This window comes from Nocardia sp. NBC_00565 (assembly GCF_036345915.1).
Classification (GTDB): domain Bacteria; phylum Actinomycetota; class Actinomycetes; order Mycobacteriales; family Mycobacteriaceae; genus Nocardia.
The window spans coordinates 5,246,386-5,273,367 of record NZ_CP107785.1; the positions used below are offsets into that span (position 1 = coordinate 5,246,386).

The 26,982-nt window shown below is 66.2% G+C and carries 23 protein-coding genes and 1 pseudogene; 9 read left to right on the forward strand and 15 right to left on the reverse strand.

The annotated features are described in order from the left end of the window. Positions 1-12: 12 nt before the first annotated feature. The 5 genes from OG874_RS24590 to OG874_RS24610 all read right to left on the reverse strand — a co-directional run bounded on the left by OG874_RS24590 (position 13) and on the right by OG874_RS24610 (position 6,562). Positions 13-1,173 (reverse strand): alkane 1-monooxygenase, encoded by a 1,161-nt coding sequence (locus OG874_RS24590; RefSeq protein ID WP_330249497.1) that lies wholly within the window; start codon positions 1,171-1,173, stop codon positions 13-15. Between the two features lie 284 nt (positions 1,174-1,457). Then, positions 1,458-2,801 (reverse strand): alpha/beta fold hydrolase, encoded by a 1,344-nt coding sequence (locus tag OG874_RS24595; RefSeq protein WP_330249498.1) that lies wholly within the window; start codon positions 2,799-2,801, stop codon positions 1,458-1,460. A 276-nt stretch (positions 2,802-3,077) separates the two neighbouring features. Then, positions 3,078-4,079, reverse strand: a complete 1,002-nt coding sequence (gene ilvC, locus OG874_RS24600; RefSeq protein WP_330257399.1) for a ketol-acid reductoisomerase — start codon at positions 4,077-4,079, stop codon at positions 3,078-3,080. A gap of 60 nt (positions 4,080-4,139) precedes the next feature. Next, a complete protein-coding gene (ilvN, locus tag OG874_RS24605; RefSeq protein ID WP_330249499.1) occupies positions 4,140-4,643 on the reverse strand; it encodes an acetolactate synthase small subunit in 504 nt (167 codons plus the stop codon). Further along, positions 4,640-6,562, reverse strand: coding sequence for an acetolactate synthase large subunit (locus OG874_RS24610; RefSeq protein WP_330249500.1), 1,923 nt, complete (start codon positions 6,560-6,562; stop codon positions 4,640-4,642). The genes ilvN and OG874_RS24610 overlap by 4 nt, the downstream gene beginning before the upstream one ends. A gap of 330 nt (positions 6,563-6,892) precedes the next feature. Between OG874_RS24610 and OG874_RS24615 the strand changes: the two genes are divergently transcribed. Next, entirely contained in the window at positions 6,893-7,471 is a 579-nt protein-coding gene (locus tag OG874_RS24615; RefSeq protein ID WP_330249501.1) for a PH domain-containing protein, read from the forward strand. A 353-nt stretch (positions 7,472-7,824) separates the two neighbouring features. Beyond that, the gene (gene ilvD / locus OG874_RS24620; protein WP_330249502.1) at positions 7,825-9,666 is read left to right on the forward strand and encodes a dihydroxy-acid dehydratase; all 1,842 of its coding nucleotides are present in this window, start codon (positions 7,825-7,827) and stop codon (positions 9,664-9,666) included. Positions 9,667-9,793: 127 nt separating this feature from the next. Here the strand turns inward: ilvD and OG874_RS24625 are convergent, their stop codons facing one another. Then, positions 9,794-10,687: a DoxX family protein gene (locus OG874_RS24625; protein ID WP_330249503.1), complete on the reverse strand. Its 894-nt coding sequence runs from the start codon at positions 10,685-10,687 to the stop codon at positions 9,794-9,796. Positions 10,688-10,798: 111 nt separating this feature from the next. On the opposite strand from OG874_RS24625, the gene OG874_RS24630 reads away from it, so the two are divergent. Beyond that, complete coding sequence (locus tag OG874_RS24630; RefSeq protein ID WP_330249504.1) at positions 10,799-11,905, forward strand: PQQ-dependent sugar dehydrogenase; 1,107 nt, start codon at positions 10,799-10,801, stop codon at positions 11,903-11,905. Between the two features lie 50 nt (positions 11,906-11,955). Here the strand turns inward: OG874_RS24630 and gatB are convergent, their stop codons facing one another. The 7 genes and pseudogenes from gatB to OG874_RS24665 form a co-directional block, all read right to left on the reverse strand. After that, positions 11,956-13,461: an Asp-tRNA(Asn)/Glu-tRNA(Gln) amidotransferase subunit GatB gene (gene gatB / locus OG874_RS24635; RefSeq protein WP_330249505.1), complete on the reverse strand. Its 1,506-nt coding sequence runs from the start codon at positions 13,459-13,461 to the stop codon at positions 11,956-11,958. Positions 13,462-13,524: 63 nt separating this feature from the next. Next, a complete protein-coding gene (locus OG874_RS24640; protein WP_330249506.1) occupies positions 13,525-14,907 on the reverse strand; it encodes an alpha/beta hydrolase family protein in 1,383 nt (460 codons plus the stop codon). 80 nt (positions 14,908-14,987) lie between these two features. After that, complete coding sequence (locus OG874_RS24645) at positions 14,988-15,431, reverse strand: hypothetical protein (protein WP_330249507.1); 444 nt, start codon at positions 15,429-15,431, stop codon at positions 14,988-14,990. Between the two features lie 56 nt (positions 15,432-15,487). Beyond that, complete coding sequence (locus OG874_RS24650; protein ID WP_330249508.1) at positions 15,488-16,522, reverse strand: ATP-dependent 6-phosphofructokinase; 1,035 nt, start codon at positions 16,520-16,522, stop codon at positions 15,488-15,490. Positions 16,523-16,704: 182 nt separating this feature from the next. Beyond that, positions 16,705-16,863 (reverse strand): annotated as a pseudogene (locus OG874_RS44830) (serine/threonine protein kinase); the annotation flags it as partial. Between the two features lie 174 nt (positions 16,864-17,037). Then, complete coding sequence (locus OG874_RS24660) at positions 17,038-17,922, reverse strand: serine hydrolase (protein WP_330249510.1); 885 nt, start codon at positions 17,920-17,922, stop codon at positions 17,038-17,040. Between the two features lie 457 nt (positions 17,923-18,379). Beyond that, a complete protein-coding gene (locus OG874_RS24665) occupies positions 18,380-19,387 on the reverse strand; it encodes an alpha/beta hydrolase (RefSeq protein ID WP_330249511.1) in 1,008 nt (335 codons plus the stop codon). Positions 19,388-19,669: 282 nt separating this feature from the next. On the opposite strand from OG874_RS24665, the gene OG874_RS24670 reads away from it, so the two are divergent. The 5 genes from OG874_RS24670 to OG874_RS24690 all read left to right on the forward strand — a co-directional run bounded on the left by OG874_RS24670 (position 19,670) and on the right by OG874_RS24690 (position 23,560). Next, positions 19,670-20,416, forward strand: coding sequence for an IclR family transcriptional regulator (locus OG874_RS24670; protein WP_330249512.1), 747 nt, complete (start codon positions 19,670-19,672; stop codon positions 20,414-20,416). Positions 20,417-20,520: 104 nt separating this feature from the next. Further along, entirely contained in the window at positions 20,521-21,594 is a 1,074-nt protein-coding gene (locus OG874_RS24675) for an aromatic ring-hydroxylating dioxygenase subunit alpha (protein WP_330249513.1), read from the forward strand. After that, positions 21,591-21,779: a hypothetical protein gene (locus OG874_RS24680; RefSeq protein ID WP_330249514.1), complete on the forward strand. Its 189-nt coding sequence runs from the start codon at positions 21,591-21,593 to the stop codon at positions 21,777-21,779. Before OG874_RS24675 ends, OG874_RS24680 begins: the two co-directional genes overlap by 4 nt. Then, the gene (locus OG874_RS24685) at positions 21,776-22,711 is read left to right on the forward strand and encodes a PDR/VanB family oxidoreductase (protein ID WP_330249515.1); all 936 of its coding nucleotides are present in this window, start codon (positions 21,776-21,778) and stop codon (positions 22,709-22,711) included. Before OG874_RS24680 ends, OG874_RS24685 begins: the two co-directional genes overlap by 4 nt. 57 nt (positions 22,712-22,768) lie before the next feature. Then, on the forward strand, positions 22,769-23,560 hold the full coding sequence (locus OG874_RS24690; protein ID WP_330249516.1) for an alpha/beta fold hydrolase: 792 nt from the start codon (positions 22,769-22,771) through the stop codon (positions 23,558-23,560). 71 nt (positions 23,561-23,631) lie between these two features. On the opposite strand, the gene OG874_RS24695 is transcribed toward OG874_RS24690, so the two are convergent. Together OG874_RS24695 and OG874_RS24700 are read right to left on the reverse strand one after the other, a co-directional pair. Then, the gene (locus OG874_RS24695) at positions 23,632-24,735 is read right to left on the reverse strand and encodes an NAD(P)-dependent alcohol dehydrogenase (protein ID WP_330249517.1); all 1,104 of its coding nucleotides are present in this window, start codon (positions 24,733-24,735) and stop codon (positions 23,632-23,634) included. 26 nt (positions 24,736-24,761) lie between these two features. Next, positions 24,762-26,213 (reverse strand): aldehyde dehydrogenase family protein, encoded by a 1,452-nt coding sequence (locus tag OG874_RS24700; protein WP_330249518.1) that lies wholly within the window; start codon positions 26,211-26,213, stop codon positions 24,762-24,764. Positions 26,214-26,522: 309 nt separating this feature from the next. Here OG874_RS24700 and OG874_RS24705 point away from each other — a divergent pair, with 309 nt between their 5' ends. Then, positions 26,523-26,981 (forward strand): MarR family winged helix-turn-helix transcriptional regulator, encoded by a 459-nt coding sequence (locus OG874_RS24705; RefSeq protein WP_330249519.1) that lies wholly within the window; start codon positions 26,523-26,525, stop codon positions 26,979-26,981. Position 26,982 lies beyond the last annotated feature (1 nt).

The window sequence follows — 26,982 nt, forward strand, 5'->3', positions numbered from 1 at the left end:
CCGATGCGGCGGTCAGCGCATGTATCCGGCGGAGCGAGGGGAGATGCGCTGACGTCTGGTTCGGGGTTTGGCGTTGACGAGGGTGATATCGCCGCCGTAGTGGGCCAGGACACGACGGTCCATGACCGCGCGCCAGATCGGCGGGATGATGGCCAGCAGGATCATGCTGGCATAGCCAACAGGTAACTGTGGCGCCTCCTCAGTGCTGCGCAGGGTCTGGTAGCGGCGGCCGGGGTTCGCGTGGTGGTCGCTGTGGCGTTGTAGATGGAACAGGAATACGTTCGTGACCAGACGGTCACTATTCCAGCTGTCGCGCGGGGAGCAGCGCGCGTAGTGGCCATTGCGACCGCGCGGGCGGAGCAGTCCGTAGTGCTCGACGTAGTTCACCGTCTCGAGCAGCCCCGCGCCGATCAGCGCCTGTAGCGCCAGAAACGGGATCACCATAGGCCCGAAGAGGAGGATCAGCGTGCCGAACAGCGCGGCACTCATCGACCAGGCCTGCAGCAGATGATTGTCCCGGCTGAACCAGCGCTTTCCGCTGCGGGACAGTCGTTCACGCTCCAAAACGAGGGCCGAGCGGAAGCCGCCGATCATACTGCGCGGCAGGAACGCCCACAGTGATTCGCCGAATCGGGCACTGGCCGGATCTTCCGGTGTCGCGACGCGCACGTGATGGCCGCGGTTGTGCTCGACGAAGAAGTGCCCGTAACCCGATTGCGCCAGTGCGATTTTCGCCAGCCAGCGTTCGAGGTGCTCGACTCGATGGCCGAGTTCGTGGGCGGCGTTGATTCCGATGCCCGACACGAATCCGAGCGTCACGGCCAAACCCAGCTTGTCGGATATGCTCAATGCGGATCTGGACCAGAGAAAACCCGCGATGAGCAGGCCGATGAACTGTAGCGGCAGGAAAAGGTAAGTGCACCACCGGTAGTAGCGATCGTTGGACAAGGCCTCGTAGTCCTCGTCGCGCGGATTGCTCCCGTCATTGCCTATCGCCCAGTCCAGCAGCGGGATCACCACGAGCACAATGATCGGACCGATCCACCAGAACATTTCCAGGCCCGTACGGGCCACCAGTTGTGAAGGAAACACCGAGCAAATCGGAGCGATCAACCCCAGTATCCACAGATACCGCTTGGGGTCGCGTCTTTCCGTACTCTCGAAGATCGACATAGGCGCCTCGGCATCCAACAGATCAACATAGATAGAGAGTGGCCGCCGAAATCCGTTGCGGTAGAACTGTCGCTCCAGAATAGCTATGTCTGCGCCGCCAGGCGGCGATCTTTCGAAATCTCTTTCTGACCTGGCGGATTTCCTTGGCCGAGGAGTGAATCCAGCCGCGCCCAGGGGGTGCTGCGGCCCGGAGATCGAATCCAATACTCGATCAGTGTGCCCGGCGGCGGGTTTCGGCCCTGGGACCGGCCCGCCGCCGGGCATTACGCACCGAAATCGCAGTTCTACGGCAGCGCGGCGCAGTTGGACGGTGCGGGCATGCCCGCAAGCCGATCGGTCAACCATTGCTGCGAGGCCGCCAGTGACGGGAAGAACGCCATCACGTGGGTGCCCACGAGTCCGGATACGGGGGGAATTTCGGCGTTCGATTCCAGCTGAACGGGCACGCCGCTACCACACCAACCGGCGGCCATTTCACGCACCGGCACAAATGGCGCTCCCTCGTCGTTCGTGGCCGAGGCGGCAAGTACCGGCACGGCCGGGGTGAGTGTGCCGATACGCTGCTCGGCGAACGCCGATTTCAACGCCGGGGACCGATCGATAACGGCGGTGAGCGGTTCTCCGCTGGTGGTCCACTCGGACGTAAGCCGATGCTGCTGGGCAAGTCCGGACGGGACCGCGCATTTGCCCTGGGCTTCGCCCAAGATCGCCTTGCCGATGTCGTTGAGTTCGGCGTCGAGCACCGGGCGGGTTTCCGGGTAGTCGGCGGCAATGCCGTTGAGTATCCAGGCGAATGCCGGTGCGATATCGGCGCGGCCGTCGTTGTATCCGATGAAGTATTCGTCGTCCACCACCGGCCCACCGACGTAGGCGCCGCGCACATTCACCTCGGGGGCGTAGCTCGATTGCAGTTCGGCCGCACCGGCGGAGGCCATACCGCCCTGCGAATACCCGTAGAGAATGACCGGCGTGCCGGGGTTGAGGCCGGTGCCGGGCAACTGCAGCGCAGCGCGCGCGGAGTCCAGTACCGCGTGCGCTTGCGCTTTCCGGTTGAGATAGTCATGCACATCGGGCGTACCGAGGCCGTGGTAGTCGGTCACCACTACCGCTATACCGCGGCTGAGCAGCGAACTGATTGCCACCAGATCGTATTCGAAGATTATGTCCAACGGAGGCTGGACCTGGACGACCTGCGACATCAACTTCGAGGGCGCACATTGATCGCCCTGTCCCTTGGTACCGCCCGCGTACGCGACCAGCGGCCGCTCGCCCGGGCCGGTCCACTGCACGTTCGGCTGCAGATACGTGCCTACCACCGCCGTAGGCGCATCGTGAGTATCGCTGCTGACGTACATGAGGCGCGTCGCCGCGGCGGGGACCATTCCCATTGCCACCTGCGCCGGTTCGGCGCGAACTATGGTGCCCCGCCCATCCGGAAGCGATGGCGGTGGAAGGTAGAAATCACCGGCCTCCGCGACCGATTTCTCCCCGGCCGGTTGCGTCCATGCGTGTGGTGCGGCGATCGTCCCGCCGACGACCACAATGAGGGTTCCCGTCAAAGCTGCGGCCAATCCAAATATCCGGATGCGCACGATTTCCGATCCTTCCTGCGATTTGGGAGTACCCATGCAACTAGAATCGGATACAGACGGTATCTCCAGAAGTATCGGTTTTCCGCGAATCCCGACCAGAAACGCCGATCCGGAACGGCCTCGAACCCCGCAAACACAGAGGTCCACTATGGCGTTGGTTCGAGACTCCTCGATCACGATCTCCGGTCGAGGCTGATTTTGCTCAGGTACGCGGCAGCGGCAAATGCGCGACTGCGGCATGGCCGACCCGCCGAAACAACAGTGGCCCATCCCCAAGCAAATCGGGATGGGCCACTGTGGTGTTCGCGCGTATTACGCGGTTTCGGTGATCGGCCGGTCGACCCAGCTCATCAGACCGCGCAGCTTGGCGCCGGTGACCTCGATCGGATGCTCGGCGTTCGCCTTGCGCAGACCCTCGAGCTCCTTGTTGCCGCCCTCGACGTTCGCGACGAGACGCTTGACGAAGCTGCCGTCCTGGATGTCACGCAGGATGTCCTGCATACGCTTCTTGGTGTCGGCGTCGATGACCCGCGGGCCCGACAGGTAGCCACCGAATTCGGCGGTGTCGGAGACCGAGTAGTTCATCCGGGCGATGCCGCCCTCGTACATCAGGTCAACGATCAGCTTGAGCTCGTGCAGCACCTCGAAGTACGCCATCTCCGGCGCATAGCCCGCCTCGACCATGACCTCGAAACCGGTCTTCACGAGCTCTTCGGTACCACCGCAGAGCACGGCCTGCTCACCGAACAGGTCGGTCTCGGTCTCTTCCTTGAAGGTGGTCTTGATGACGCCCGCGCGGGTGCCGCCGATGCCCTTGGCGTAGGACAGCGCCAGCGCCTGGCCCTCGCCCTTCGGGTCCTGATCGACCGCGATAAGGGCGGGCACGCCCTTGCCGTCGACGAACTGACGACGGACCAGGTGGCCGGGGCCCTTGGGGGCGACCATCGCGACGGTGATGTCGGCCGGAGCCTTGATCAGACCGAAGTGGATGTTGAGGCCGTGGCCGAAGAACAGCGCGTCGCCATCCTTCAGGTTGGGCTCGATGTCGTTGGTGAAGATCGACGCCTGCGCGGTGTCGGGGGCCAGCACCATGATCACGTCGGCCCATGCCGAGACCTCGGCGGGGGTGCCGACGGTCAGACCGGCCTCTTCGGCCTTCGGCCGCGACTTCGAACCCTCAGCGAGGCCGACGCGGACCTCGACGCCGGAGTCGCGCAGGCTCAGCGAGTGCGCGTGGCCCTGGCTGCCGTAGCCGATGACAGCGACCTTGCGGCCCTGGATGATCGACAGGTCGGCGTCGTCGTCGTAGAACATCTCGACTGCCACTGGTGGATTCCCTTCTCGTTCTTCTTCTTAGGCTTGGAAGTTGTTCGGTTAGCGCGTAGCCGTGATCGACTTGGGGCCACGTCCCACGGCCACCACACCGGACTGCACGATCTCCCGGATGCCATACGGCTCGAGCATCCGCAGCAGCGCGTCGAGCTTGGACCGGGTTCCGGTCGCCTCGACGGTGAGCGCGTCCGGCGAAACGTCGATCACCTTCGCCCGGAAGAGCGTAACCGCCTCGATGACCTGGGTCCGCACGCTGGCGTCGGCACGCACCTTCACCAGGATCAGTTCGCGGGCGACCGAGGAGTCGGCGTCCTGCTCCACGATCTTGATGACATTGACCAGCTTGTTGAGCTGCTTGGTGACCTGCTCGAGCGGCAGGTCCTCGACCGTGACGACGATGGTCATGCGCGAGATCTCGGGGAGCTCGGTGCCGCCGACCGCCAGCGACTCGATATTGAAGCCACGGCGGGAGAACAGCGCCGCGACCCGAGCTAGCACGCCCGGCTTGTCCTCGACGAGCACACTCAAGGTGTGTGTCGTACTCATTCCTGAGACCCCTTGTTCTTATCGTGCAACATCGCCTCATGGATGACGGCGGGCTCGGAAGCCTGCTCGTCCTCGTCGAAGAGCGGGCGGATGCCGCGAGCGGCCATGATCTCGTCGTTACCGGTGCCCGCGGCGACCATCGGCCACACCTGGGCGTCCTTGCCGACGATGAAGTCGATCACCACGGGACGGTCGTTGATGGACTGGGCCTCCCGGATCGCGGCCTCCACGTCCTCTTCGCGCTCGACTCGAATGCCGTGGCAGCCCAGGGCGTCGGCGAGTTTGACGAAGTCGGGGATGCGCAGGGTGTGCGTGCCGAGATCGGTGTTGGAGTAGCGCTCCTCGTAGAACAGGGTCTGCCATTGGCGGACCATGCCGAGATTGCCGTTGTTGATCAGCGCGACCTTGATCGGCACACCCTCGACGGCGCAGGTGGCCAACTCCTGGTTGGTCATCTGGAAGCAGCCGTCACCGTCGACCGCCCACACCTCTTTGTCCGGCATGCCCATCTTTGCGCCCATGGCGGCGGGCACGGCGTAGCCCATGGTGCCGAGACCACCGGAATTCAGCCAGGTGCGCGGCTTTTCGTACTTGATGAACTGCGCGGCCCACATCTGGTGCTGACCGACGCCCGCGCAGTAGATCGCGTCGGGTCCGGCCAGCCGGCCCAGTGCATCGATGACGAATTCGGGCGAGAGCGAGCCGTCGCTGGGGGTGGTCCAGCCGAGCGGGTAGTTCTTGCGGATGCCGTCGAGGTAGTTCCACCAGGCGGTGAGGTCCAGCTTCGGTGTGCCTGCGGGATCGGCCTTGAGCGTTTCGATCAGCTCGACGATCACCTCGCGGCAGTCGCCCACGATCGGGACGTCGGCGTGCCGGTTCTTGCCGATCTCGGCCGGGTCGATATCGGCGTGGATGATCTTGGCGTCGGGCGCGAAGGAGTCCAGCTGACCGGTGACGCGATCATCGAAGCGCGCGCCGAGGGTGATCAGCAGATCGGACTTCTGCAGCGCCGCGACCGCGCCGACGGTGCCGTGCATGCCGGGCATGCCCATGTTCAGCTGGTGGCTGTCGGGGAACGCGCCGCGCGCCATCAGGGTGGTGACCACCGGGATGCCGGTCAGCTCGGCCAGTTCCAGCAGCTGCGGCGAGGCGTCGGCCTTGATCACACCGCCGCCGACGTAGAGCACCGGCTGCTTGGCCTCTTGGATCATCCGGGCGGCCTCGCGCACCTGCTTACCGTGCGGCTTGGTGACCGGACGGTAGCCGGGCAGCCGCATCTCCGGCGGCCAGCTGAAGGTGGTCTGCGCCTGCAGCACGTCCTTCGGGATATCGACCAGCACCGCGCCCGGACGACCGGAAGCGGCCAGGTAGAACGCCTCGGCGATGATGCGCGGGATGTCGATGCCCTCGGTGATGAGGAAGTTGTGCTTGGTGATCGGCATGGTGATGCCGGAGATATCGGCTTCCTGGAATGCGTCGGTACCGATCAGGCCGCGCCCGACCTGGCCGGTGATGGCGACGATCGGGACCGAGTCCATCTGCGCGTCGGCGATCGGGGTGACCAGATTGGTCGCGCCGGGACCGGAGGTGGCCATGCAGACGCCGACCTTGCCGGTGGCCTGGGCGTAGCCGGTGGCCGCGTGACCCGCGCCCTGCTCGTGCCGGACCAGGACGTGGCGAACCTTGGTGGAATCGAACAGCGGATCGTAGACCGGGAGAATCGCGCCGCCCGGAATACCGAAGACCGTATCGACGCCGAGCTCTTCGAGCGAGCGGACGACGGACTGCGCGCCGGTGACCCGCTCGGGCGGGACCTGGCGGCGGTTCGCCGCGTTCATCGGAGTGCCAGCGGGCGGCTGGTTGGCCGCAGGCGCCGGCCTACGGGCCGAAGGCCCTGGCCGGGCGGTAGGTGCGCTCACCGTCTTGGTTCCTAACTGCTTGTTGTTCTGACCCCGGACAACACTGCTGTGCACGCGGTGCCTTGCGAGCGCCACCTGCGCGGACAATGTCCGAACACAAAAAAGCCCCCGACAGCCGTGGCTGTTCGAGGGTGGCGCGTCGCAACGCGAGCTGACGTATTCGACTCAGGTAGTCAGGCTCAACGCTGGACGCGCCGGCCGATTACGAGCAACTCGTTTCGATTCACGCGCTCGACGGTATGTGTGCGCGAGTCGATCAGTCAAACAGGTCTCATTATGTGAGACAGAGCGGGTGCTCGAGTCCGTTCACCATGATGCGAGGATGGTGGTGTGTCATCACCGCATCAGTCCGTGCCACCGGCTAAATCGTCCCACACGCCCGAGTCGGGATCGGCGACGGGTAGCGCGCCGGAAGCGTCCGAGCCGAAGCAGACGGCGCAGGTCATCCGTATTACCCAGATGGCCTACCTCGGTGTGCTCGTCTTGCTGTTCTGCGTCTTCTTCGCCTTCGTCGGCTGGCCGATCGCGCTGTGGTGGCTGCTACTGATCCCGGTCGCGGCGGCGGTGTGGATCGCGCGCACGCGCACCACGGTGTCCGAGGACGGGCTCGAGCTGCGCACGGTTTTCGGCTCGCGACATCTCGATTGGGCGCAGATCGCGGGGGTCAGTATTCCCAAGCGCGGGTTCGTGCGGGCGCGGCTCACCGATGACACCGAGGTGAAACTGCCCGCGGTCAGCTATGACCGGCTGCGCGATCTGATCCGCGCGGCGAACGGCCGGATTCCGGACCTGTTCGCGGCGGAGGCCGCGGCGCGCGAGGCGGAGTACGAGGCGCGCGAGGCCGAGGCGAAGAAGAGCGAGACCGAGGCACCTGCCGCCGAGACCGAGGCACAAGACTCCGATTCGTAGCGGTTACCAGCGGCGGGGATACGCGGCCGCCGCCGGTACGCTCGCTGACGGATGCGCGATCCGGTGAGCGCGTCGCACGGACAATCCCCGTCCCCCGCTCACCGGACCTGTGAATACCGACGGTGCCGGAACCGACACGACCGATGACACCGTCCGCGCCGACGAGCACCCTCGCGGCGACATCATCCCGAACACGGACCGACAGCGATAACGCACCGTCGACGGCCAGCGGCCGCACGTCGTCCCGCGCACCCGCGGGAGTAACGTGGGTGGCCGTCGATTTCGCCCGGTGCCGCCGGGCGAGATCTGCGTAGTCGCACATCAGCCTCCCGCGACCTCCCGAGGATCCACACATGCCACCGCTTCGCTCACGCACCACCACCATCGGCCGCAATGCCGCGGGCGCTCGCGCGCTCTGGCGCGCCACCGGTATGACCGACTCCGACTTCGGTAAGCCGATCGTCGCCATCGCGAACTCCTACACCCAGTTCGTGCCGGGCCACGTACATCTGAAGAACGTCGGCGAGATCGTCGCCGACGCGGTGCGCGCCGCGGGTGGCGTACCACGGGAGTTCCACACCATCGCGGTCGATGACGGTATCGCGATGGGCCACGGCGGCATGCTCTATTCGCTGCCCTCGCGCGAGATCATCGCCGATTCGGTCGAGTACATGGCGAACGCGCACACCGCCGACGCGCTGGTGTGCATCTCCAACTGCGACAAGATCACTCCCGGCATGCTCAATGCCGCTATGCGCCTGAACATTCCGGCCGTCTTCGTCTCCGGCGGGCCGATGGAGGCCGGGAAGGCCGTGGTCGTCGGCGGTGTCGCACAGGCACCGACCGATCTGATCACCGCGATCGCGGCCAGCGCCAATATGAATGTCAGCGAGGACGGGCTGTCCGAGGTCGAGCGCAGCGCCTGCCCGACCTGCGGCTCCTGCTCGGGCATGTTCACCGCGAATTCGATGAACTGCCTCACCGAGGCGCTGGGACTCGCACTGCCCGGCAACGGGTCGACGCTGGCCACGCATCAGGCCCGCCACGCGCTGTTCGAGCGGGCGGGCACGGTGATCGTCGATATCGCCAACCGCTGGTACCGCGAGGACGACGACTCGGTGCTGCCCCGGAATGTGGCCGATGCCAAGGCCTTCCGCAACGCGATGGCACTGGATGTGGCGATGGGCGGCTCCACCAATACGGTGCTGCACACCCTGGCCGCCGCGCAGGAGGGTGAGATCGACTTCGATCTGGAGACGATCGATGAGATCAGCCGCCTGGTGCCGTGCCTGTCCAAGGTATCGCCCAACTCCGATTACCACATGGAGGACGTGCACCGCGCCGGTGGCATCCCGGCCATCCTCGGCGAGCTGCGCCGCGCCGGTCTGCTGGAGACCGACGTGACCACGGTGCACACCAAGAGCTTCGACGAATGGCTCGACAACTGGGATATCCGCTCCGGCAAGGCATCCGAGGAAGCGCTCGAACTGTTCCACGCCGCGCCGGGCGGTGTGCGTACCACCGAGCCGTTCTCCACGGACAACCGCTGGTCGTCGCTGGACACCGACGCCGAGGGCGGCTGCATCCGCGACAAGGCGCACGCCTACACCGTCGAGGGTGGCTTGGTTGTGTTGCGCGGCAATATCGCTCCCGACGGCGCGATCCTCAAGACCGCGGGCATCGACGAGGAGCTGTTCTCCTTCCAGGGGCCGGCCGTGGTGGTCGAATCCCAAGAGGCGGCGGTCTCGGCGATCCTCGGTAAGCAGATCAAACCGGGCGATGTGATCGTGGTCCGTTACGAGGGCCCCAAGGGCGGTCCCGGGATGCAGGAGATGTTGCACCCCACCGCATTTCTGAAGGGCGCGGGCCTCGGCAAGGAGTGCGCGCTGATCACCGACGGCCGGTTCTCCGGCGGCACCTCGGGTCTGTCGATCGGGCACATGTCCCCCGAGGCGGCCGCGGGCGGCGCCGTCGGCCTGATCGAGAACGGCGATCAGGTCCGCATCGACGTCAAGACCCGCACCCTCGAGGTGCTGGTAGACGATGCGATCCTGGCTGAGCGGCGCGCGAAAATGGATGCCTCCGAACGCCCTTGGCAGCCGGTCGACCGCATCCGCCCGGTCACCACGGCCCTCCGCGCCTACGCCGCATTGGCCACTTCGGCCGATAAGGGCGCGGTTCGCCAGGTGCCCTGATCCGGTTCTGACGACAAGCGGCGTCCCATCTCGTTCGAGGTGGGACGCCGCTTGAAGTCCGAGCGCCATGAGACGAGCGGTGCCCCTCACCGTGGGCGAGGGGCACCAATTGCGTTGTGCGGCAAGGTCAGTTGAAGGGGCCGATGCCAGTTAGCGGGTTGCCGCCGTGCAGCCAGTACCAGGTGCCGATGGCGGCGGCGATCGCGAGGATCAGCACGGCGAAGGAGCCGAAGGCGGGGCGGGTGGCCCAGCCGCGGTTGCGGTCGAAGGACAGGCGGCCCGGACCGGTCAGGAGCAGGACGACAGCGGTGCCCGCGAGGATGGACTCGAGTTCGACGCCGCTCTTGACTCCGGACTTGTACTGGAATCCGGGGATCATGCCCTGCTTCCACATCCACGCGTCGAGGATCACGGCGAGCACCGCGCCCGCGGCCAATGGGGTGGCCAGGCCGAGTACCAGCAGTCCACCGCCGCCGACTTCGCCGGCGATGACGAGGATGGTCGACAGCGTCGCGTGGTCCCAGCCGCCCCCGGCCATCATGTCGCGGGTGCCGTCCAGGCCGGACCCATTGAACCAGCCCGTGAGCTTCTGCAGACCGTGGTAGATGAAGGTGCCGCCGACCACCAGACGCAGCACGAACAGCCCGAGGTCGAGGGTGCCGCGGCGAGCGTCACCGTTGCGGCGGCGCAAGGGGCGGCTCGGCTCGCCGGGACCGCCCGCGCCCGGGGCGGGGGGAATGCTGGCATACGCGTACGTGGGGTCGTTCGCCCTGGCCTGTTCGCCGACCGACGGGATTTCGGGGTCGAGACCCAGCTCCTCGTCCGTGCGCGGCACGTCCTTGGATAACTCGGGGCCGCGCGGCGCGGTATCGGAGTGCAGTCGGGGCATCTCGCCGGTGGGTAAATCGTAGGGACTGGTCACGCCACGACCGGTGGAGGACGACACCGCCGACTGCTCACCCGTGGGCGATGCGGTGCCCTCGGCGATGGGCGCGGATGTGTCTTTGGGCTTCTCGGTCACGGTCGATACCCTATGCCGCCGCACGCGCCGGCGGGCGGTGTCCAGGCGACGGCGTGTCCGTTTATCGACCCGGAGCAGCACATCGGCCGCGGTTTCCGTAACGTCTGAACCATGAGTTTGGTTGTCGCGGGCCGAATCGCCCTGAGCCTGGCGCTGGGCTCCGTCCTGATGGTCGGCTGCGCTCGGTTCGACGATTCCGCCTCCAGCCCCTTCACACCCGAACCGACCTTCAGCCCCGCCGAACCCAAATCGCCGCAGCAGAACCCCTCGCAGCGCCCCCGTCCGACCGGGCCTTGTATCGATCCGGACCCGAATGTGGTGACCACCTGCCTGGACTCCACCGGCGGCATCATCGGCCTCGGCGAGGATGCCTTGGTCGCCGAGCGGCGCACCGGACGCATCTTCAAGACCGTCGCGGTGGATGCGAGCGATCCGCAGTCGCCGCCGATCCTGGTCGGCCAAGTGGACGTGGACGGCTCGGGCGACGGCGGCATCACCGATATCGCACTCTCGCCGACCTACCGCGAGGACGGCCTCATCTACGCCTACATCACCACCCCGTCCGACAACCGGGTGGTCCGCATCGCCGAGAACGGCCCGCCGAAGGAAATCCTGACCGGCATTCCGAAGGGGTCCGTCGGCAATCACGGTGCGCTGGAATTCGTTTCGCCGACCGAACTGCTGGTGCTGACCGGCAATGCGGGCAATCCCGGTTTGGCCAGCACGCCGTCGTCACTGGCCGGCAAGGTGCTGCGGATCAACTCCCCCGCGCCGGGCGCGAATGCGGAGGTCGTGGTCTCCGGCATCGGCACGGCGGGCGACCTGTGTGATGACGGCAAGGACAGCGTCTGGATCACCGACCGCACCCCGACCGAGGACCGCCTGCAGCGCCTGGCCAAGGACGGATCCGTCACCACCGCGTGGACCTGGCCGGACCGACCGGGCGTCGGCGGCTGTGCGGCGGGGCCCGATGTGGTGGCGATCGCGATGTCGGGGGCGAAGGCGCTGGCGATCGCGAGTCCGGACGCGACCACGCATGCGGTGACCGCCGCACCGACCCTCATCGTGCAGGACAAGTACGGCAGGCTCGGCGGGGCCGCGCCCGGTGGTGACGGCACCATCTGGGCGACCACGGTCAACAACGACGACAATCACGGCCCCTTCGACGATCGCGTGATCAAGATCCCGCCGCCGTCGCAGAGCACCGGTCCGGACTAGGCCGATACGACACTGGACCGGTCCCTCGGGACCGGTCCAGTTACGTTGGTTCAGGCACAGGCCTCGATCACGAGTTCACGCACCCGCGCCGCGTCCGCCTGACCACGCGTGGCCTTCATGACGTCACCGACGATCTTGCCCGCCGCCTGCACCTTGCCCGAACGGATCTTCTCCGTGATATCGGGATTGGCTGCCAGCGCCTTCTCCACCTCGGCCTTGAGTGCACTCTCGTCGCTGACCATGCCGAGGCCCTTGGTCTCGACGATCTTCGCCGGATCGCCCGCACCCGCCAGCACGAAGTCGACAACCTGCTTGGCGACCTTGTTGTTCACCGTCTTCGACTCGACGAGCTTGATCACCTCGGCCACCTGGGCCGGGGTGATGGGCAGCTCCTCCAGGGAAACCTCACGCTCCTTGGCCTTCTCGGTGAGGTAGGCGACCCACCAGGAGCGGGCCTCGTTGGCCGGGGCGCCCGCGTCGACGGTGGCGATGATGAGATCCAGCGCGCCCGCGTTCACCAGATCGCGCATGACCTCATCGGACAGCTCCCAGTCCGCCTGAATGCGGGCCCGGCGCAGCCACGGATACTCCGGAATGGTGCCGCGCAGCCGCTGCACCATATCCTCCTCGGGCGCAACGGGTTCCAGGTCGGGCTCGGGGAAGTAGCGGTAGTCCTCGGCGGTCTCCTTGCGGCGCCCGGGCGCGGTGGTGCCGTCGGCCTCGTGGAAGTGCCTGGTCTCCTGCACGATCGAGCCGCCGTCGGCCAGAATGGCGGCCTGGCGGCGCATTTCGAAGCGGACCGCGACCTCGACGCTCTTGAGCGAGTTCACGTTCTTGGTCTCGGTGCGGGTGCCGAATTCGGTTGCGCCGATGGACATCAGCGAGACGTTGGCATCGCAGCGCAGCGAGCCCTGCTCCATCTTGACGTCGGAGACGTTGAGCGACTTCAACACCTCACGCAGCGCGGTCACGTAGGCGCGCGCGACCTCCGGTGCCCGCTCCCCCGAGCCGGTGATCGGCTTGGTGACGATCTCGATCAGCGGCACGCCCGCGCGGTTGTAGTCCAGCAGCGAGTGGCTGGCGCCGTGGATGCGACCGGTCGAGCCGCCGACGTGCGTCGACTTGCCGGTGTCCTCTTCCATATGCGCGCGCTCGATCTCGACGCGGAAGATGCTGCCGTCGTCGAGCACCACGTCGAGGTGCCCGTTGGTGGCGATCGGCTCGTCGTACTGGCTGATCTGGTAGTTCTTCGGCTGGTCCGGGTAGAAGTAGTTCTTGCGCGCGAATCGGCCCCACGGGGTGATCGAGCAGTTCAGCGCCAGCCCGATCCGGATCGCCGACTCCACGGCCTGCTCGTTGACCACCGGCAGCGACCCCGGCAGACCGAGGCACACCGGGCACACCTGAGTGTTCGGAGCCGCTCCGAACTCGGTCGGGCAACCGCAGAACATCTTCGTCGCGGTGTTCAGCTCGACGTGAACCTCCATGCCGAGCACCGGCTCGAACCGGTCGATGACATCGGCATAGTCCATCAAGTCGACGGTGGGTGCACTCATAGCGATCAGTCTATTGACCCGCCCAGCGCCCTCGCCAAGCGGTCAGCACCCACTGATCGCGGATCAGTGGGTTGGGACTCGTTGGGTGAGCCATTCGGTGACGTAGGTGAGGACGTCGGGCGAGATGGTGGTCTCGATCGAGGTGTACTCGCTCGGGAGGCCGGAGGTCGCGGGCTGCATCAGGTGGTTGAGGTCGGGGAAGACGTGGACGGTTGCGTCGGGGTCGGCGGCCAAGCGATCGCGCATCGGCTGTTCGTTCTGGGTGGCGAGGACCTGCATGTCCTTGGTGCCGTAGAAGGCCAGGACCGGGATACGCAGGGCGGAGAGCGCGGGGGCCGGATCGTAGACGATGAAGGACGCCATGTACGTGGTGTTGTAGGCGTCGAGCGTTTCGGCGGAGGCGCGCTGGTCCGGCGGGAGGGATTCGTTGTGGCGGCGGCTGAAGTCCTTGGCACCGGCTAGATCGCCAGAGCGGATCAGCGTGGTCCACTCGGTGATGAAGGTGACTTGCTCGTCGATCGCCGACTGCGGCGCGCCGCCCGCGGTGAGCAGTGCGCGGTTCTGCTCGATCAGCACATCCCAGGCCGGCACCGAGGGGCCCGCCATCAGGATCGCGAAGGCGACGCCACTGTCGGGGCGCGAGGCCACCAGCGGGGCGAGGTAGCCGCCCTCGCTATGGCCGAACAAGCCGACGCGGGCCGGGTCGATCTCCGGGCGGGCGCGCAGGAAACTGAGGCCGGCTGCCGCGTCGTTGACGAGATCGGAGTAGTTGGCGTCGTCGAGCTTGCCGCTGGTCCCGCCGATGCCGCGATCATCTGCGCGCAGCACGGCGTAACCCGCGCGGGTCAGCGTGTCGGCCACCAGCAGGAAAGGCTTGTGCCCCATGAGTTCTTCGTTGCGGTCCTGCGCCCCACTGCCGGAGAGCAGCAGTACCGCCGGGAACGGTCCGTTGCCCTCGGGCCGGGTCAGCGTGCCCGCGATGGTGATATCGCCGTTGTGGTAGGTGACATCGTCGGATCGGTACGGGAACGGCGGTTTCGGCTCCTGTGGCCGCGCGGGCGGCTCGATCTTGCCGGGCTCCATACGCAGCGGCAGGCTCTGGCCCGCTTGCCGGAACTCGCCGACGATCCGGTTCGAGCCCTTGTCATATTTGCCCTGGAATTTCGGATCGCCCGGAAGGTTCGGAATCGCGAACTCCACCCGATCCGGTTCGGCGGAAACGTCTTTCAACTCCACGCCGTTCACACCTTGCAGCGGAATGTCGATGGCGGCGGTGCCATTGTCGGCGAAGCTCACCCCCACCGCCAACGGCGCCCCGGGCACCTCGATGGCCCCGCGCCAATCCCCGCGCACCGGCCCGCTCGGACCCGATTCCGAACTGGAACAACCCGCCACCGCCGCGACGATGAAGAACACAACAGCGACAACCATCCGTCCAGTGCGCATGCGGCCACAGTACAGATCCGCCGCCCCCATACGTCGGAACGCAACCATCCCTCGCCGGTCCACCTCTCGGTGCGGCAGCCTCACTCCCCGCGTGCGTACCGAACCGACGCCGCGATCGCTCCCATATCGAGCTCCAGCGTCGGCTCTTGCTCCTGCAGCTCGCGGAACTCCAGCATCGAGTCCAGTACGCTGCCTCGGCGGGCGAGCTTGACGAGTTCTGCGCGCATGTACTGGCCCAAGGGGGTTTCGGCGGCGCGGGCGCGGCGGCCGAGCATGCCGAGGGCGTCGGCGGGGAGGTCGTAGACCTGGATGAGGGTCAGGGCGTCGAGGTCGAATTCGGGGGTCAGGTCTCGGCCCTGGGATTCGAGGAATTCGACGATCGTGTCGACCGAGGTCCGCCTGCGCGCCAGCGCGATAAGTTCTTGGCGTACATAGATTTCCAGCGGAGTCGCGGCGGCACGGGCACGGCGGCGGAACACCTCTACGGTGTCCGTGGGCAGGTCGGATACCTGAATCTGGGCCACGGGAACCAGAATAGCCGTGCCCCAACGTTTTTGGCAGGTCGGCTGTCCAGTAGCCCTCAGCCGAAGAACGCCTCCGCCTCGAGATAGCGATCCCGGGGCACCCGCTTGAGTTGTTTGGTGGCCTCCGACAACGGCACCAGATCGATGGAAGTGCCGTGCAGCGCGACCATTTGACCGAACTGGCCCGCGTGCACCGCCTCGGCGGCGTGCAGGCCGAAACGGGTGGCCAGCACCCGATCGTAGGGGGTCGGGCTGCCGCCGCGCTGGACGTGGCCGAGGACGGTGGTGCGGACTTCCTTGCCGATGCGGCGTTCGATCTCCGAGCCGAGCTGCTGGGCGACGCCGGTGAAGCGCTCGTGCCCGAACTCGTCGATGCCACCCTCGCGCAACGCGAATCCGGAGTCCGGCGCCGGATGCGCGCCCTCGGCGACCACGCAGATGAAGTGCTTGTCGCCGCGCTGGAAGCGGCGCTTGATCAGCGTGCAGACCTCGTCGACATCGAACGGGACCTCTGGCACCAGGGTCAGGTGCGCGCCAGCCGCCATACCGGAGTTGATCGCGATCCAGCCCGCGTGGCGGCCCATCACCTCGACCAGCATGACGCGCTGATGCGATTCCGCGGTGGTATGCAGCCGGTCGATCGCCTCGGACGCGATGGAGAGCGCGGTGTCGTGCCCGAAAGTGACGTCGGTGCAGTCGATATCGTTGTCGATGGTCTTCGGAACGCCGACCACCGGAACACCCTCGTCGGACAGCCAGCTGGCGGCGGTGAGGGTGCCCTCGCCGCCGATCGGGATCAGCGCCTCGATGCCGTTGTCGTCGAGGGTGCGCCGGATCTGGTCGAGGCCGGCGCGCAGCACATCCGGATTGGTGCGGGCGGTGCCGAGCATGGTGCCGCCCTTGGTGAGCAGGCGGTCGGTGCGATCATCATTGGCGATCGGGATCTTCCGATCCTCCAATAGACCGCGCCAACCGTCCTGGAACCCGACAATCGCGTCGCCGTAGCGGCCGTTCGCGGTGCGAACGACGGCACGGATGACCGCGTTCAGTCCAGGACAGTCGCCGCCTCCGGTCAAGACTCCGATGCGCATGGCGCATATCTTGCACCGCTTCGCGCGATCGCGCGGCCTCGACCCCGTGAACCCTGAGTTACGGCTACACCTCAATACACGTAGACGATGGCGTTCTCGCCGCCGCTGCAGGTGACGAACTCCGCGGCGGCCGTGCAATGCATCGTGTAATCCCGATTGTTGATCGGGCTGCGCGCCTGCACCGCACGATCGCCCTTGAGCAGTTTGACCGCGACCACCCGCTCCTTGACCGTGTCGTAGGCCTCGTACACCTCGCCCATACCGCCGCGGCCCAGTAGCGCACGCAGCTGGTACGGACCGAATCGCGTGCCGGCCCTCGACCCCGTTTCGTCCACCCCGATACCTCCACCTCGCGGACCCCGGCCCGCGGCCGCGGTCCTGCGACCGCACCCTATGAGTCGGGATTCTCGGGTGCCGCCGTTACCTCGTCAAATGGGCCCGCGGTCACGACCTGGCATTCCCGACCGCGGCGGAGCGAGTCTTATGAGCGATGTTCGCACCGCGGTCGCGGCACCTCAGTCACAGCTACCACCGGCGAGTTCTTCGAGGTGTTCCGAGATGAGGGTGGCCATGCGGTCCATGATGGTAATCCCATCCGAGAAGGTCCCCGAATCGGGTTGCGCCGCGATGGCGACAGCGACCTGCCCGGCCGGACCGTGGATCAGACCGAACTGACGGACCAGGTAGGAACCGGAGGTGTCGGGCCCCCAGCCGCCTTTGAATTCGACCTCTTTGAACTCGCCGAGACCCCAGCGCTGGCTCGAGGTGATCTGTTCCATCAGATCGATGACATTCGCGGTCTGCGGTAGGCAGGGCAGTTTTGCGGCGAACCGAACCTGTTCGGCGAGCGCCCAGTCCGCCTGTCCGAACGCCGAGGCGTCCGAGCGCGTTTTGGTGGTGGGCACTGTGGTCTTGGTATCGCCGCCCTCGCGCAGCACCGCCTCCACCGCCTTCGCCGCCTCCTGCGCGGTGCCGAGGGACTGCCACAGGGTGTCGGCGGCGGCATTGTCGGACTGGGTGATCGCCGCCGTCGCGGCATAACTCGAACTCGTCGAACTCTTGCGCAGCGCGGCGATGGTCAACGGCACTTTCATGGTCGACCAGGCGGGTCCTGTGGTCCAGTCGCCGAAGGTGACCATCTTGTCGCCGCCGACCGCCATGACCGCCATACCGATCTTGCCGCGCGTGCCGATCTGCAGTTCCTGGAATCCGGCGGCCAGCGTGCCGGGCACGGTGAGCGTCAGGTGCTGGGTATCGGTGCGCGAAGCGGCCTCGGTGATGCTGGTCTGCACCGAGCTCCCACCGGCATCCGTACCGCATGAGGCCACCAACAACAGTCCGGCCAGCACAGCACCGCCGACGACCGTGCGCAGACGCCGGAGGAATTGTTCAGAAGACATATTTCGACACATTCTCGTTGCGAACTCCCCCTGGTTTCGGTACCAGTACGGCGTCCCGACACCGTACTGGCCCGTCTTGCCGACCGCCCACTTCAACAGCAGGGACGAAACCGCGGCTACTGACGGATCGGGACCGCTGAACGCGCTCGGTCGACAGCACGGCACACACCCGCACATCCACGATCGCGAACAGTTGATCCTTGTCCCCGCGCCACCTGACAACGGCGTGGTCAACAAGCATGGACACCTCCACCTACCCGCCCGATGACGCCGGGCCGCCGGGATCGGCACCGGCAACCGAGTTCTGTTGGCCGCCAACCTCACCCATAGACTTCTTCTGGTTATCCCAGAAAACCTACTCGATGAACCGATCACACCCCACTTCACCGAGCAGGCCGGAGGGAACGCCTGACCACCGCAGCCAACCTGGACAGGTGACTACAACGATCGGCCGCGATTACACGCCGAGACCTGCTCTCAGGGTCGGCCAAGAATTCGGCAGCGCTTTCTTCCAATACGGCCAGGAATGGGTGCCGATCGCATTCCAGTCGACGGCCGGATGCAGGCCGGCCAGATCCATTGCCGCCAGTATGGTGACGGTGCAGTCGTGCGCGGCCTGCTCGATCAGGATCGCGTCGGCCAGGGTGACCGGGTAGGTGAAACTGGGGTCGAAGTTGAGATCGTCGGGGCCGGTGATGCCGGTGCCGGTGTAGACGAAGACCGGTTTGCCGCGCAGCTTGTCGAGGTGTGCGCTGGGATCGTGAGCTTTCCATTCCGGGTCGCCCGGGGGTCCCCACATGTTGTCCGGATTTCCGCCGTCGGAGATGACCACCGGCCGCACCGAGAATTGCCCGAGGTTACTGGAGTACAGGCAGCCGCTGAAGGTGGCCAGTGCCCGGTACAGGGAAGGATTGCGCACGGTCAATGTCGCCGCGGCCTGAGCACCCATCGACACACCGGCGATCGCGTTGACGCCGTTGCCTTTCAACAAACTGTCCACCAACGGGGGAACCTCGGCCGTCAGGAAGGTTTCCCACTTGTTGTGCCCGAGCTTGGGGTCGTCCTTCTGCCAGTCGGTGTAGAAGCTTCCGCCGCCACCGACCGGCATCACCACGTTGATGGGTTTGTCGGCGAAGAACGCCACCGCGCCGCCGCGCTTGGACCAAGTGCTTTCACCCTGGGTGTCGGTTGCTCCGTTTCCGTCGAGCAGATACAGGGTGGGGCGCGACACCGCCTGATTGCTCGGCAGCAGCACGTCGAGTTGGACAATCCGACCCATCGCGGGCGACTGGACATAGATCTCCTCCCGCTGGGCCGAGATCTGTGTGACGTGATCGACGGTGGCTTGCGCGCTCGCGATCGGTGGTGCGGCGCACAGCGGTATGACCACAGCCCCGACAGCGGCGAGGGCGTATGCCATGCGCCGCCTGCTACGAAGCGGTTCGAATACAGAAACAATGCTCACGGCACGGATGGTAGAAGTCGGCGCTGTGCACGAAGCTCCCAGCGGCGGGAACGTCGGCCGGCTTCGGCGCAATTGTGACGATGTGTCGATTTGGTTGGAGCGCAACGCATTGCACCGTCCACATCCGGCGTCACCACGATCGTGGCCGCACTGATCCACGCCGCCGCGTCCGACATCAGGAACAAGCCGTCGCTCGGCTCCCGCACATTCCTTGGAAATGTTCGGACAGGTCCTCTCGCCTGTGCTTGTCTTTACTACTCAGTCGTATACGAGAGGGAGTCCATGGCGACTGCCGAATCGTCGGTACTGGCCCGGGCGCTGATGGTGCTGGAAGCGTTCGACAGCTCACATATGGTGCTGAAGCTGTCCGAACTGGCCGAGCGCACCGGGCTGCCACAAACAACGGTCTACCGGCATGTGGTCGACCTCGTGCGTTGGGGTGCGCTCGATCGGGCACCGGGCGGCGGCTACCAGATCGGTCTGCGGATGGTGGCAATCGCGTCCTACTGCCCGCGTGGCCGCCCGCTGCGCGATATCGCACTGCCGTTCATGGAGGACCTCTACGAGGCGACCCACCAGAACGTACAACTGGCGGTGCCCGACGGCACCGACGTGGTGTACGTCGAGTTCCTCGCCGCGCGCAACGCGGTATTCGTGCGCACCCAGGTGGGGGCACGATGGCCGATGCACGCGACCGGGGTGGGCCTGGCCATCCTCGCGCACTCCCCCGCCGAACTCGTCGACGAAATCGCCGACCGGCCGTTCGCGGTATTCACCCCGAAGACGATCAGCACCCCCGACCAGCTGCGTCGGGCATTGGCCGAAGTGCGCCGAACCGGCGTGGCGATCAGCGAGGGCCAGGTCACGCTCGAGGGCTATTCGGTCGCGGCGCCCATCTTCGGCGCGGGCGGCAAGATCGTCGCGGCCGTTTCGATCGTGGTGCCGGTGAGCGATTCCCGCCGGGCCGCCTGGGCACCCGCGGTGCGTACTGCGGCCAACGGGATCAGCAGGCAGCTGGGTGGTCGGTGAGTCCACTTCCGTCCGACGGAAGTGTGTCTTGGTTCACGTGCCTGGGCGGGACACGCTGTGGATCACAGCACACCGTTGCCAGCCGGAGGTTCCCGATGAGTCCGATGACCGAGATTGTCCGCAATCAATGGTATGTGGCCGCGTACGGCCACGAGGTCGGCCGCGAGCTGCTCGCGCGGACCATCTGCGATGAGCCGCTGGTCTTCTACCGCGCCGAGGATGGTGCGGTGGTGGCGCTCGCCGACCGCTGCATCCACCGCCGCTACCCGCTGTCGGAATCGCGGCTGGTCGAGGGTGACCGGATCGTCTGCGGCTACCACGGTTTCACCTACGACCGCACCGGAGCCTGCGTCGCGGTGCCCGCACAGCAACGCATACCGCGCAGCGCCCGCGTGGCCTCTTACCCTGTGGTGGAACAGGATTCGTTCATCTGGGTATGGATCGGCGACCGCGAGTACGCCGACGCGGCGGCGATTCCACGCGCACCCTGGTTGACCAGGGACGGATGGACCACGATCTGCGGCCTGGAGACCATCCAGGGGCGGCACGCCCTGCTGATGGACAACCTGATGGACCTCTCGCACGAAACCTATTTGCACGGCGGCTATATCGGCACACCTGAAGTGGCCGAAACGCCGATCACCACGGAGGTCGACGAGGCGGCCGGGGTGGTGCGGGTGAGCAGGCATATCGACGACGCGGAATGCCCACCGTTCTACGCGAATTCGACCGGCCTCACCGGCCGGATCACGCGCTGGCAGGATATCGAATTCGCCCCGCCGTGCCTCTACCGGCTGCACAGCCGGGTGGCACCACAGGGCCACTACCCGCCGGAGGGCTATGTCCCCGGCGCCGGCGCCGCGGCCGATCCTGGCGCGTTCCACACCGAGATCGTCTACGCGCTCACTCCCGAGACGGAGCACTCCGTACACGATTTCTGGGCCGTGGCACGAGATTTCGCGACCGACGACCAGCAGGTCACCGATTTCCTCTACACCAGCAACCACACCGTCGTGATGCAAGATGTCGTCGCGCTGAATCTGGTGGAGCAGGTCATCGCCGAAGAGGAAAGGGTCGGCGGCACCTACCAGGAACTGTCGATCAATATCGACACCGGCGCGCTGGCGGCCCGGCGGCTCATCGCGAACCTCGCCCGAACCGAAGCAAGCCGGACATGACTGCCCGCTATCGAGTGGAATGGTACCCGGGGACCGACCAGCTACTGGGCGTATGCCACTGCGGCGCAACACATGTCGCCGATGATCCGATCGAGGTCTGGCAGTGGCTGCTCGCCCACCCGGCCGGTCACACCGGCCGGCTTCCCGATCCCCGGTACGGCACCCTGACCGGAGCCCGAGCATGAACACCGAACAGGAATTCACCGTCACCGTCGCGGATATCCGCGACATAGCCGACAAGGTCGTCGAACTAACCCTCGTGGCGGCCGACGGCGAGATCCCCAAGTGGGAACCGGGCGCGCACATCGACCTGATCCTGGGCCCGGACCTCGTCCGCCAGTACTCACTCTGCGGTGACCCCGACGACCACGACACGCTGACTATCGCCGTCCTGCGCGAAACCGTGAGCCGAGGCGGCTCGGCGTATGTGCACGAACATCTCTCGGCCGGCGACACACTGCGAATCCGCGGACCCCGCAACAACTTTCCGCTGCACGACAGCGAGAGCTACCGATTCATCGCGGGTGGTATCGGCATCACCCCGCTGCTGCCGATGATCCGCACCGTCGCCCGCCAGGGGGCGGCCTGGACCCTGCACTACGGCGGCCGAACCCGCGGCAGTATGGCCTACCTGTCCGAGCTGTCGGCACTGGGCGATATTCATGTGCATGCCAAGGATGAGACCGGTCGGATGGACCTCGATACGATCCTGACACCCGATCCCGACACCCTGGTGTACTGCTGCGGTCCCGAATCGCTTCTCGATAGCGTCGAAATACGGTGCGCCGCAACGTGGCCCGCGGCCACACTGCACATCGAGCGATTCGCACCCAAGCCCATCGCCGATGCCGCGACCGACCGCGAGTTCGAGGTCGAATGTGCGCAATCGGGTATGACCGTCCAGGTTCCAGCGGGCACCTCGATCCTCGCGGCCGTCGAGGCGGCCGGTATTCCCGTGCTCTCCTCCTGCCGGGAGGGCACGTGCGGAACCTGCGAAACCGTTGTCCTCGACGGCCTTCCAGACCATCGCGACAGCCTCCTGGACCCACAGGACACCGACGTGATGATGATCTGCCGCTCCCGCGCCCGGACACCCCGACTGGTCCTCGACCTCTAAACCCGATCACCGGGACGGTTCGATCACGTCCCCCACCCTCCGAAAGATTTCGCAATCATGCCTGTTATCCACGTCTCCGGTACCGATGTGCACTACTCGAGCTCGGGCTCCGGTCCCGGATTGGCTCTCATCCACGGCACCAGCATGAGCGCCGAGTCGAACTTCGGACATCTGCTCGCCGCGTTCACCGATCGCTACACCGTCATAACTCCCGACTACGCCGGCAGCGGCGAAACCACCGGCCCCGCCGACGAACTGACATTGGACCTGCTGGTCGAACAGATGGTCGCGGCCATCGAACACGCGGCAACGGGCCCGGTCGACCTCATGGGTTTCTCGCTCGGCGCGGTCGTCGCGGCGGCGCTCGCGGCACGTCGTCCCGATCTCGTCCGAAGACTGGTGCTGGTGGCAGGGTGGTCGGCCAGCGATGACCCTCGCATGCAACTGGTCCTGCACACATGGGCGGCATCGCTGTCCGCCGGCGCCGACCTCGCCTCGGGGGTCGGCCCACTATTGGCATTCAGCCCGGCGTTTCTGAGCGGACTCGGTCATGACGGACTGGCTCAGCTGCGCACCGTCGAACCCGAACCGGGCACACTGCGCCAGATCGACGTCGACCGCGATGTCGACATCCGCGACGAGTTGCACCGCATCACCGCCGCGACCCTCGTGGTCGGCTGCACACAGGACCAGTTGGTCCCCGTGCGACACGTCCGCGCCCTGCACTCCGCCATCCCGAACAGCCGATACGCCGAAATCGACAGCGGCCATGTGGTGTTCTTCGAGCAGCCGACCGAGCTGACGTCGCTGGTACGGGCATTCCTGGATGCCGATCAGCCGGCCGACTAGATCACTTTCTTCGCCGGTCAGGGCGCGAGCTGCAGTCTTCGCGGCCGAGGCTGAGGGATTCGGCGAGAGCGTCAGAATGTGAGGACGGGTTTGATCGTCTTGCCGGAACTCATGTCCAGCGCCGCTTGTCCGATGTCCTCGAAGGCATAGCGGGTGATGAGTTTGTCGACCGGCAACCGGCCGCTACGGACCAGCGCGACGAGCGCGGGTATCAGGGTCTGGGTTTCGCTGTCGCCGAGGGTGAGCCCGACGACCTTGCGGCCGGGGATCATGGCGTTCACGTCGAGGGCGACCTCGGCTCCGAACGGTGGCGCACCGACGATGACAAGGGTGCCGCGCGCGGCGAGTACATCCGCGCCGGTGCGCAGCACGGCGGTGCTGCCGGTGGTTTCCACCACCCCGTCCGCACCGGAGCCACCGGTGATCTCCGCGATGGCGGCGGCCACGTCCGTATCGGTCGCGGCGATGACGTGGGTGGCGCCGAGTTCACGGGCGAGTTCGAGACGTTCGGCGACCTTGTCGACGGCGATGATCGCGGTGGCGGGCGACAGCGCGGCCGCCATCACCGCGGACAGTCCGACCGCCCCGGCTCCGAGCACGACGATGCTTGCACCGGGTCGCGGCCGCAGCACGTTCCAGATGGCGCCCGCACCGGTCTGAACCCCGCATCCGAGCGGAGCAACCGACTCCAGCGACACCTCCGGATCGACCTTGATCATGCTGCGTTCGTCGACGAGCGCGTGCCGGCTGAACGAGGACTGACCGAAGAAATGCCCGCCAGCAGGTGAGCCGCCGTGAGTGATGGTGTGGCTGCCATCGGCGCGGACTCCGCCGATCAGGTTGAGCGGCAACCAGGTTGCGCAATAGGCGGGATGGCCGTCGCGGCAGTTACCGCACTGGCCGCACGAAGTGAACGACAGGATCACGTGGTCGCCGGGGACGACCGAAGTGATCGCGGACCCGACGCGTTCAACGATTCCGGCACCTTCGTGACCGAGGACACCGGGCAGCGGGAACGGCAGCCCACCGCCGGCGACACTGAGGTCGGTGTGGCACAGCCCTGCTGCGACCATGCGCACGATCGCCTCGTTGGGTCGTGGTTCGTCCAACCCGATCTCGGTCAGGGTGAACGGAGCGCCGCCGCTCTCGACGATGGCAGCTTCGGTGGTGCTCATGACGGATTCCCTTGCGGTTGGCCGACTCAGTCGAGTGCGACGACGACGGATTTGACCTTCGTGTAGGACGCGAGCGCTTCCGGTCCGTATTCGCGGCCGAATCCGGAGTCCTTGACGCCGCCGAACGGGATCGCGGGGTCGAGCATGGCCCAGTCGTTGATCCAGACGATCCCGGCTTGCAGTTTGTCGGCGACGCGATGCGCTCGCGCCAGGTTCGTGGTGTGCAGGCCGGATGCCAGGCCGTAGGAGGTGCTGTTGGCCATTTCGATCGCTTCGTCTTCGGTGTCGAACAGCTGCACCGTGAGAACGGGCCCGAAGATCTCTTCCTGGACGACGCGGGAGTCGTTGGTGAGACCGGCGATGACGGTGGGCTTGTAGTAATAGCCACCGTTGCGGTCGAGTCGCTCGCCGCCGCATACGACGCGGCCGCCCTCCTGGCGCGCGAGCTCGACGTACTCTTCGACCTTCTTCACGTGCCGGTCCGCGGCCATCGGGCCGACCACCGTTTCCGGATCTCTCGGATCGCCGACCGGGACCCCCGCGACCGCGGCGGCGAGGATGCCGACAATGGTGTCGTAGAGCGGGCGCGCGACCAGCAGACGTGGCCCGCCCATACAGAACTGGCCGGTATTGAATACGAAGCCTTTGATGATCGCGCCGATCGCTTTCTCGACGTCGGCGTCGTCGAACACAATGTGCGCGGCGTTGCCACCGAGTTCCATGGTGACCGGCTTCAGCATCTCTCCCGCGACGCTGGCAACGTGCCGACCGATCGACGTCGAGCCGGTGAATGCGATCTTGTCCACGCCGGGATGTTTCAGGAGCGCCTCGCCGACCACCGAGCCGGAACCGGTCACCACATTGACGACTCCCGCGGGCACACCGGCGCGCTCGAACAGGCTCGCCATGAACAACGCGCTGAGCGGGGTGTCCTCCGCGGGCTTGTGCACCACGACATTTCCGGCCGCCAAGGCCGGGGCGATCTTGGCACTGGACAGGATCAGCGGGAAGTTGAACGGTGTGATGGCCGCGACCACACCCAACGGCTCCCTGCGGGTATAGGCGAACGCGTTGAGCGGGACCTTGCGGGTGGCGCCGTCGATGGTCTGCGCCAGCGCCGCGTAGTACTCGTACTGTTCGGCAGTAGTCGCGATGTCCACCGCACGGCACAGGGCGACCGGTTTGCCGACATCGAGACTCTCCAGTCGCACGATCTCATCGGCGTTCTCCCGCACCAGGCCGGCGATATGGAGCAGAACGCGGGCGCGTTCCCGCCCGCTCAGCCCCGCCCACTCGCCGCTCTCGAACGCGGCCCGGGCGGCAGCGACCGCGGTATCGACGTCGGCGATATCGGCGTCGGCGATGGTGCCGACCACTCGTCCGGTAGACGGGTCGATTACATCGGCACGGCTACCTGAGCACGAGTCGCGCCATTGCCCGCCGATGAACAGCCGACCGTGAATATCGTTGTTGAACATAGTCTTTCGGTCCCGTTTCTACAGGTCCTGACCGCAGCGGCTCGGCCGATCCCCGGACTTGCCGAGCCCGATTGATGCCGTTGGAGCCGCGTGCGGAGCGCCGTTTACATCAGCAGGAAACCTGATGATTAATGTGATAGGAGCCACTATGCATCGTCGGCAGGATTCCTGTCAATCGCTCCGTCGAACTCGCCAGAAAATCCCGCGTCCCCATCACAGGTTCGGCAATATCGACAGGATTCCTCATGGATTATCCTCGAACTCGTCGAACGTTCCGGTTCGACGCCCGCGACGGTATTGGGAGGGGTCATGACGATGTCGGCTACGGACCTGCCGTCCGGCCAACGCGGCTCCGGCCGCACTTCGCTGCTGTACGCGGTGAAACGGGTCGAACTCGCCGTGCGCGCGCACCTCGACGAACTGCTGCGTCCGCTCGGGATCACCGCGCTGCAGTACACCGCCATGACGGTGCTCGAACGCCATGACGGACTGCCCGCGGCACAGCTGGCGCGGGATTCGTTCGTCACCGCGCAATCGATGGCCGATATGGTCCGCACGCTGGAGAAGGCCGGACTCATTGTGCGCGAACGAAACTCGCGCAATCGACGGGAGCTGCTGATTCACCTCACCAGCACCGGTCAGCAGTTGCTCGCCAGTGTCGCCGACCAGGTGGCCGAACTCGAACAGCGAATGATCCGCAGCCTCACACCCGAGGAGGCCGACGATTTCCGCGTGGCCCTGACCCGCGCGTGGCACGCCTTGTCCTGAC

What these genes read in the sequence shown, in the direction of transcription:
- OG874_RS24590 (WP_330249497.1), bottom strand. Translation starts at nt 1,173, where the DNA reads ATGTCGATCTTCGAGAGTACGGAAAGACGCGACCCCAAGCGGTATCTG.
- OG874_RS24595 (WP_330249498.1), bottom strand. Translation starts at nt 2,801, where the DNA reads ATGGGTACTCCCAAATCGCAGGAAGGATCGGAAATCGTGCGCATCCGG.
- ilvC (WP_330257399.1), bottom strand. Translation starts at nt 4,079, where the DNA reads ATGTTCTACGACGACGACGCCGACCTGTCGATCATCCAGGGCCGCAAG.
- ilvN (WP_330249499.1), bottom strand. Translation starts at nt 4,643, where the DNA reads ATGAGTACGACACACACCTTGAGTGTGCTCGTCGAGGACAAGCCGGGC.
- ilvD (WP_330249502.1), top strand. Translation starts at nt 7,825, where the DNA reads ATGCCACCGCTTCGCTCACGCACCACCACCATCGGCCGCAATGCCGCG.
- OG874_RS24630 (WP_330249504.1), top strand. Translation starts at nt 10,799, where the DNA reads ATGAGTTTGGTTGTCGCGGGCCGAATCGCCCTGAGCCTGGCGCTGGGC.
- gatB (WP_330249505.1), bottom strand. Translation starts at nt 13,461, where the DNA reads ATGAGTGCACCCACCGTCGACTTGATGGACTATGCCGATGTCATCGAC.
- OG874_RS24640 (WP_330249506.1), bottom strand. Translation starts at nt 14,907, where the DNA reads ATGCGCACTGGACGGATGGTTGTCGCTGTTGTGTTCTTCATCGTCGCG.
- OG874_RS24650 (WP_330249508.1), bottom strand. Translation starts at nt 16,522, where the DNA reads ATGCGCATCGGAGTCTTGACCGGAGGCGGCGACTGTCCTGGACTGAAC.
- OG874_RS24660 (WP_330249510.1), bottom strand. Translation starts at nt 17,922, where the DNA reads ATGTCTTCTGAACAATTCCTCCGGCGTCTGCGCACGGTCGTCGGCGGT.
- OG874_RS24670 (WP_330249512.1), top strand. Translation starts at nt 19,670, where the DNA reads ATGGCGACTGCCGAATCGTCGGTACTGGCCCGGGCGCTGATGGTGCTG.
- OG874_RS24675 (WP_330249513.1), top strand. Translation starts at nt 20,521, where the DNA reads ATGACCGAGATTGTCCGCAATCAATGGTATGTGGCCGCGTACGGCCAC.
- OG874_RS24680 (WP_330249514.1), top strand. Translation starts at nt 21,591, where the DNA reads ATGACTGCCCGCTATCGAGTGGAATGGTACCCGGGGACCGACCAGCTA.
- OG874_RS24685 (WP_330249515.1), top strand. Translation starts at nt 21,776, where the DNA reads ATGAACACCGAACAGGAATTCACCGTCACCGTCGCGGATATCCGCGAC.
- OG874_RS24690 (WP_330249516.1), top strand. Translation starts at nt 22,769, where the DNA reads ATGCCTGTTATCCACGTCTCCGGTACCGATGTGCACTACTCGAGCTCG.
- OG874_RS24695 (WP_330249517.1), bottom strand. Translation starts at nt 24,735, where the DNA reads ATGAGCACCACCGAAGCTGCCATCGTCGAGAGCGGCGGCGCTCCGTTC.
- OG874_RS24700 (WP_330249518.1), bottom strand. Translation starts at nt 26,213, where the DNA reads ATGTTCAACAACGATATTCACGGTCGGCTGTTCATCGGCGGGCAATGG.
- OG874_RS24705 (WP_330249519.1), top strand. Translation starts at nt 26,523, where the DNA reads ATGACGATGTCGGCTACGGACCTGCCGTCCGGCCAACGCGGCTCCGGC.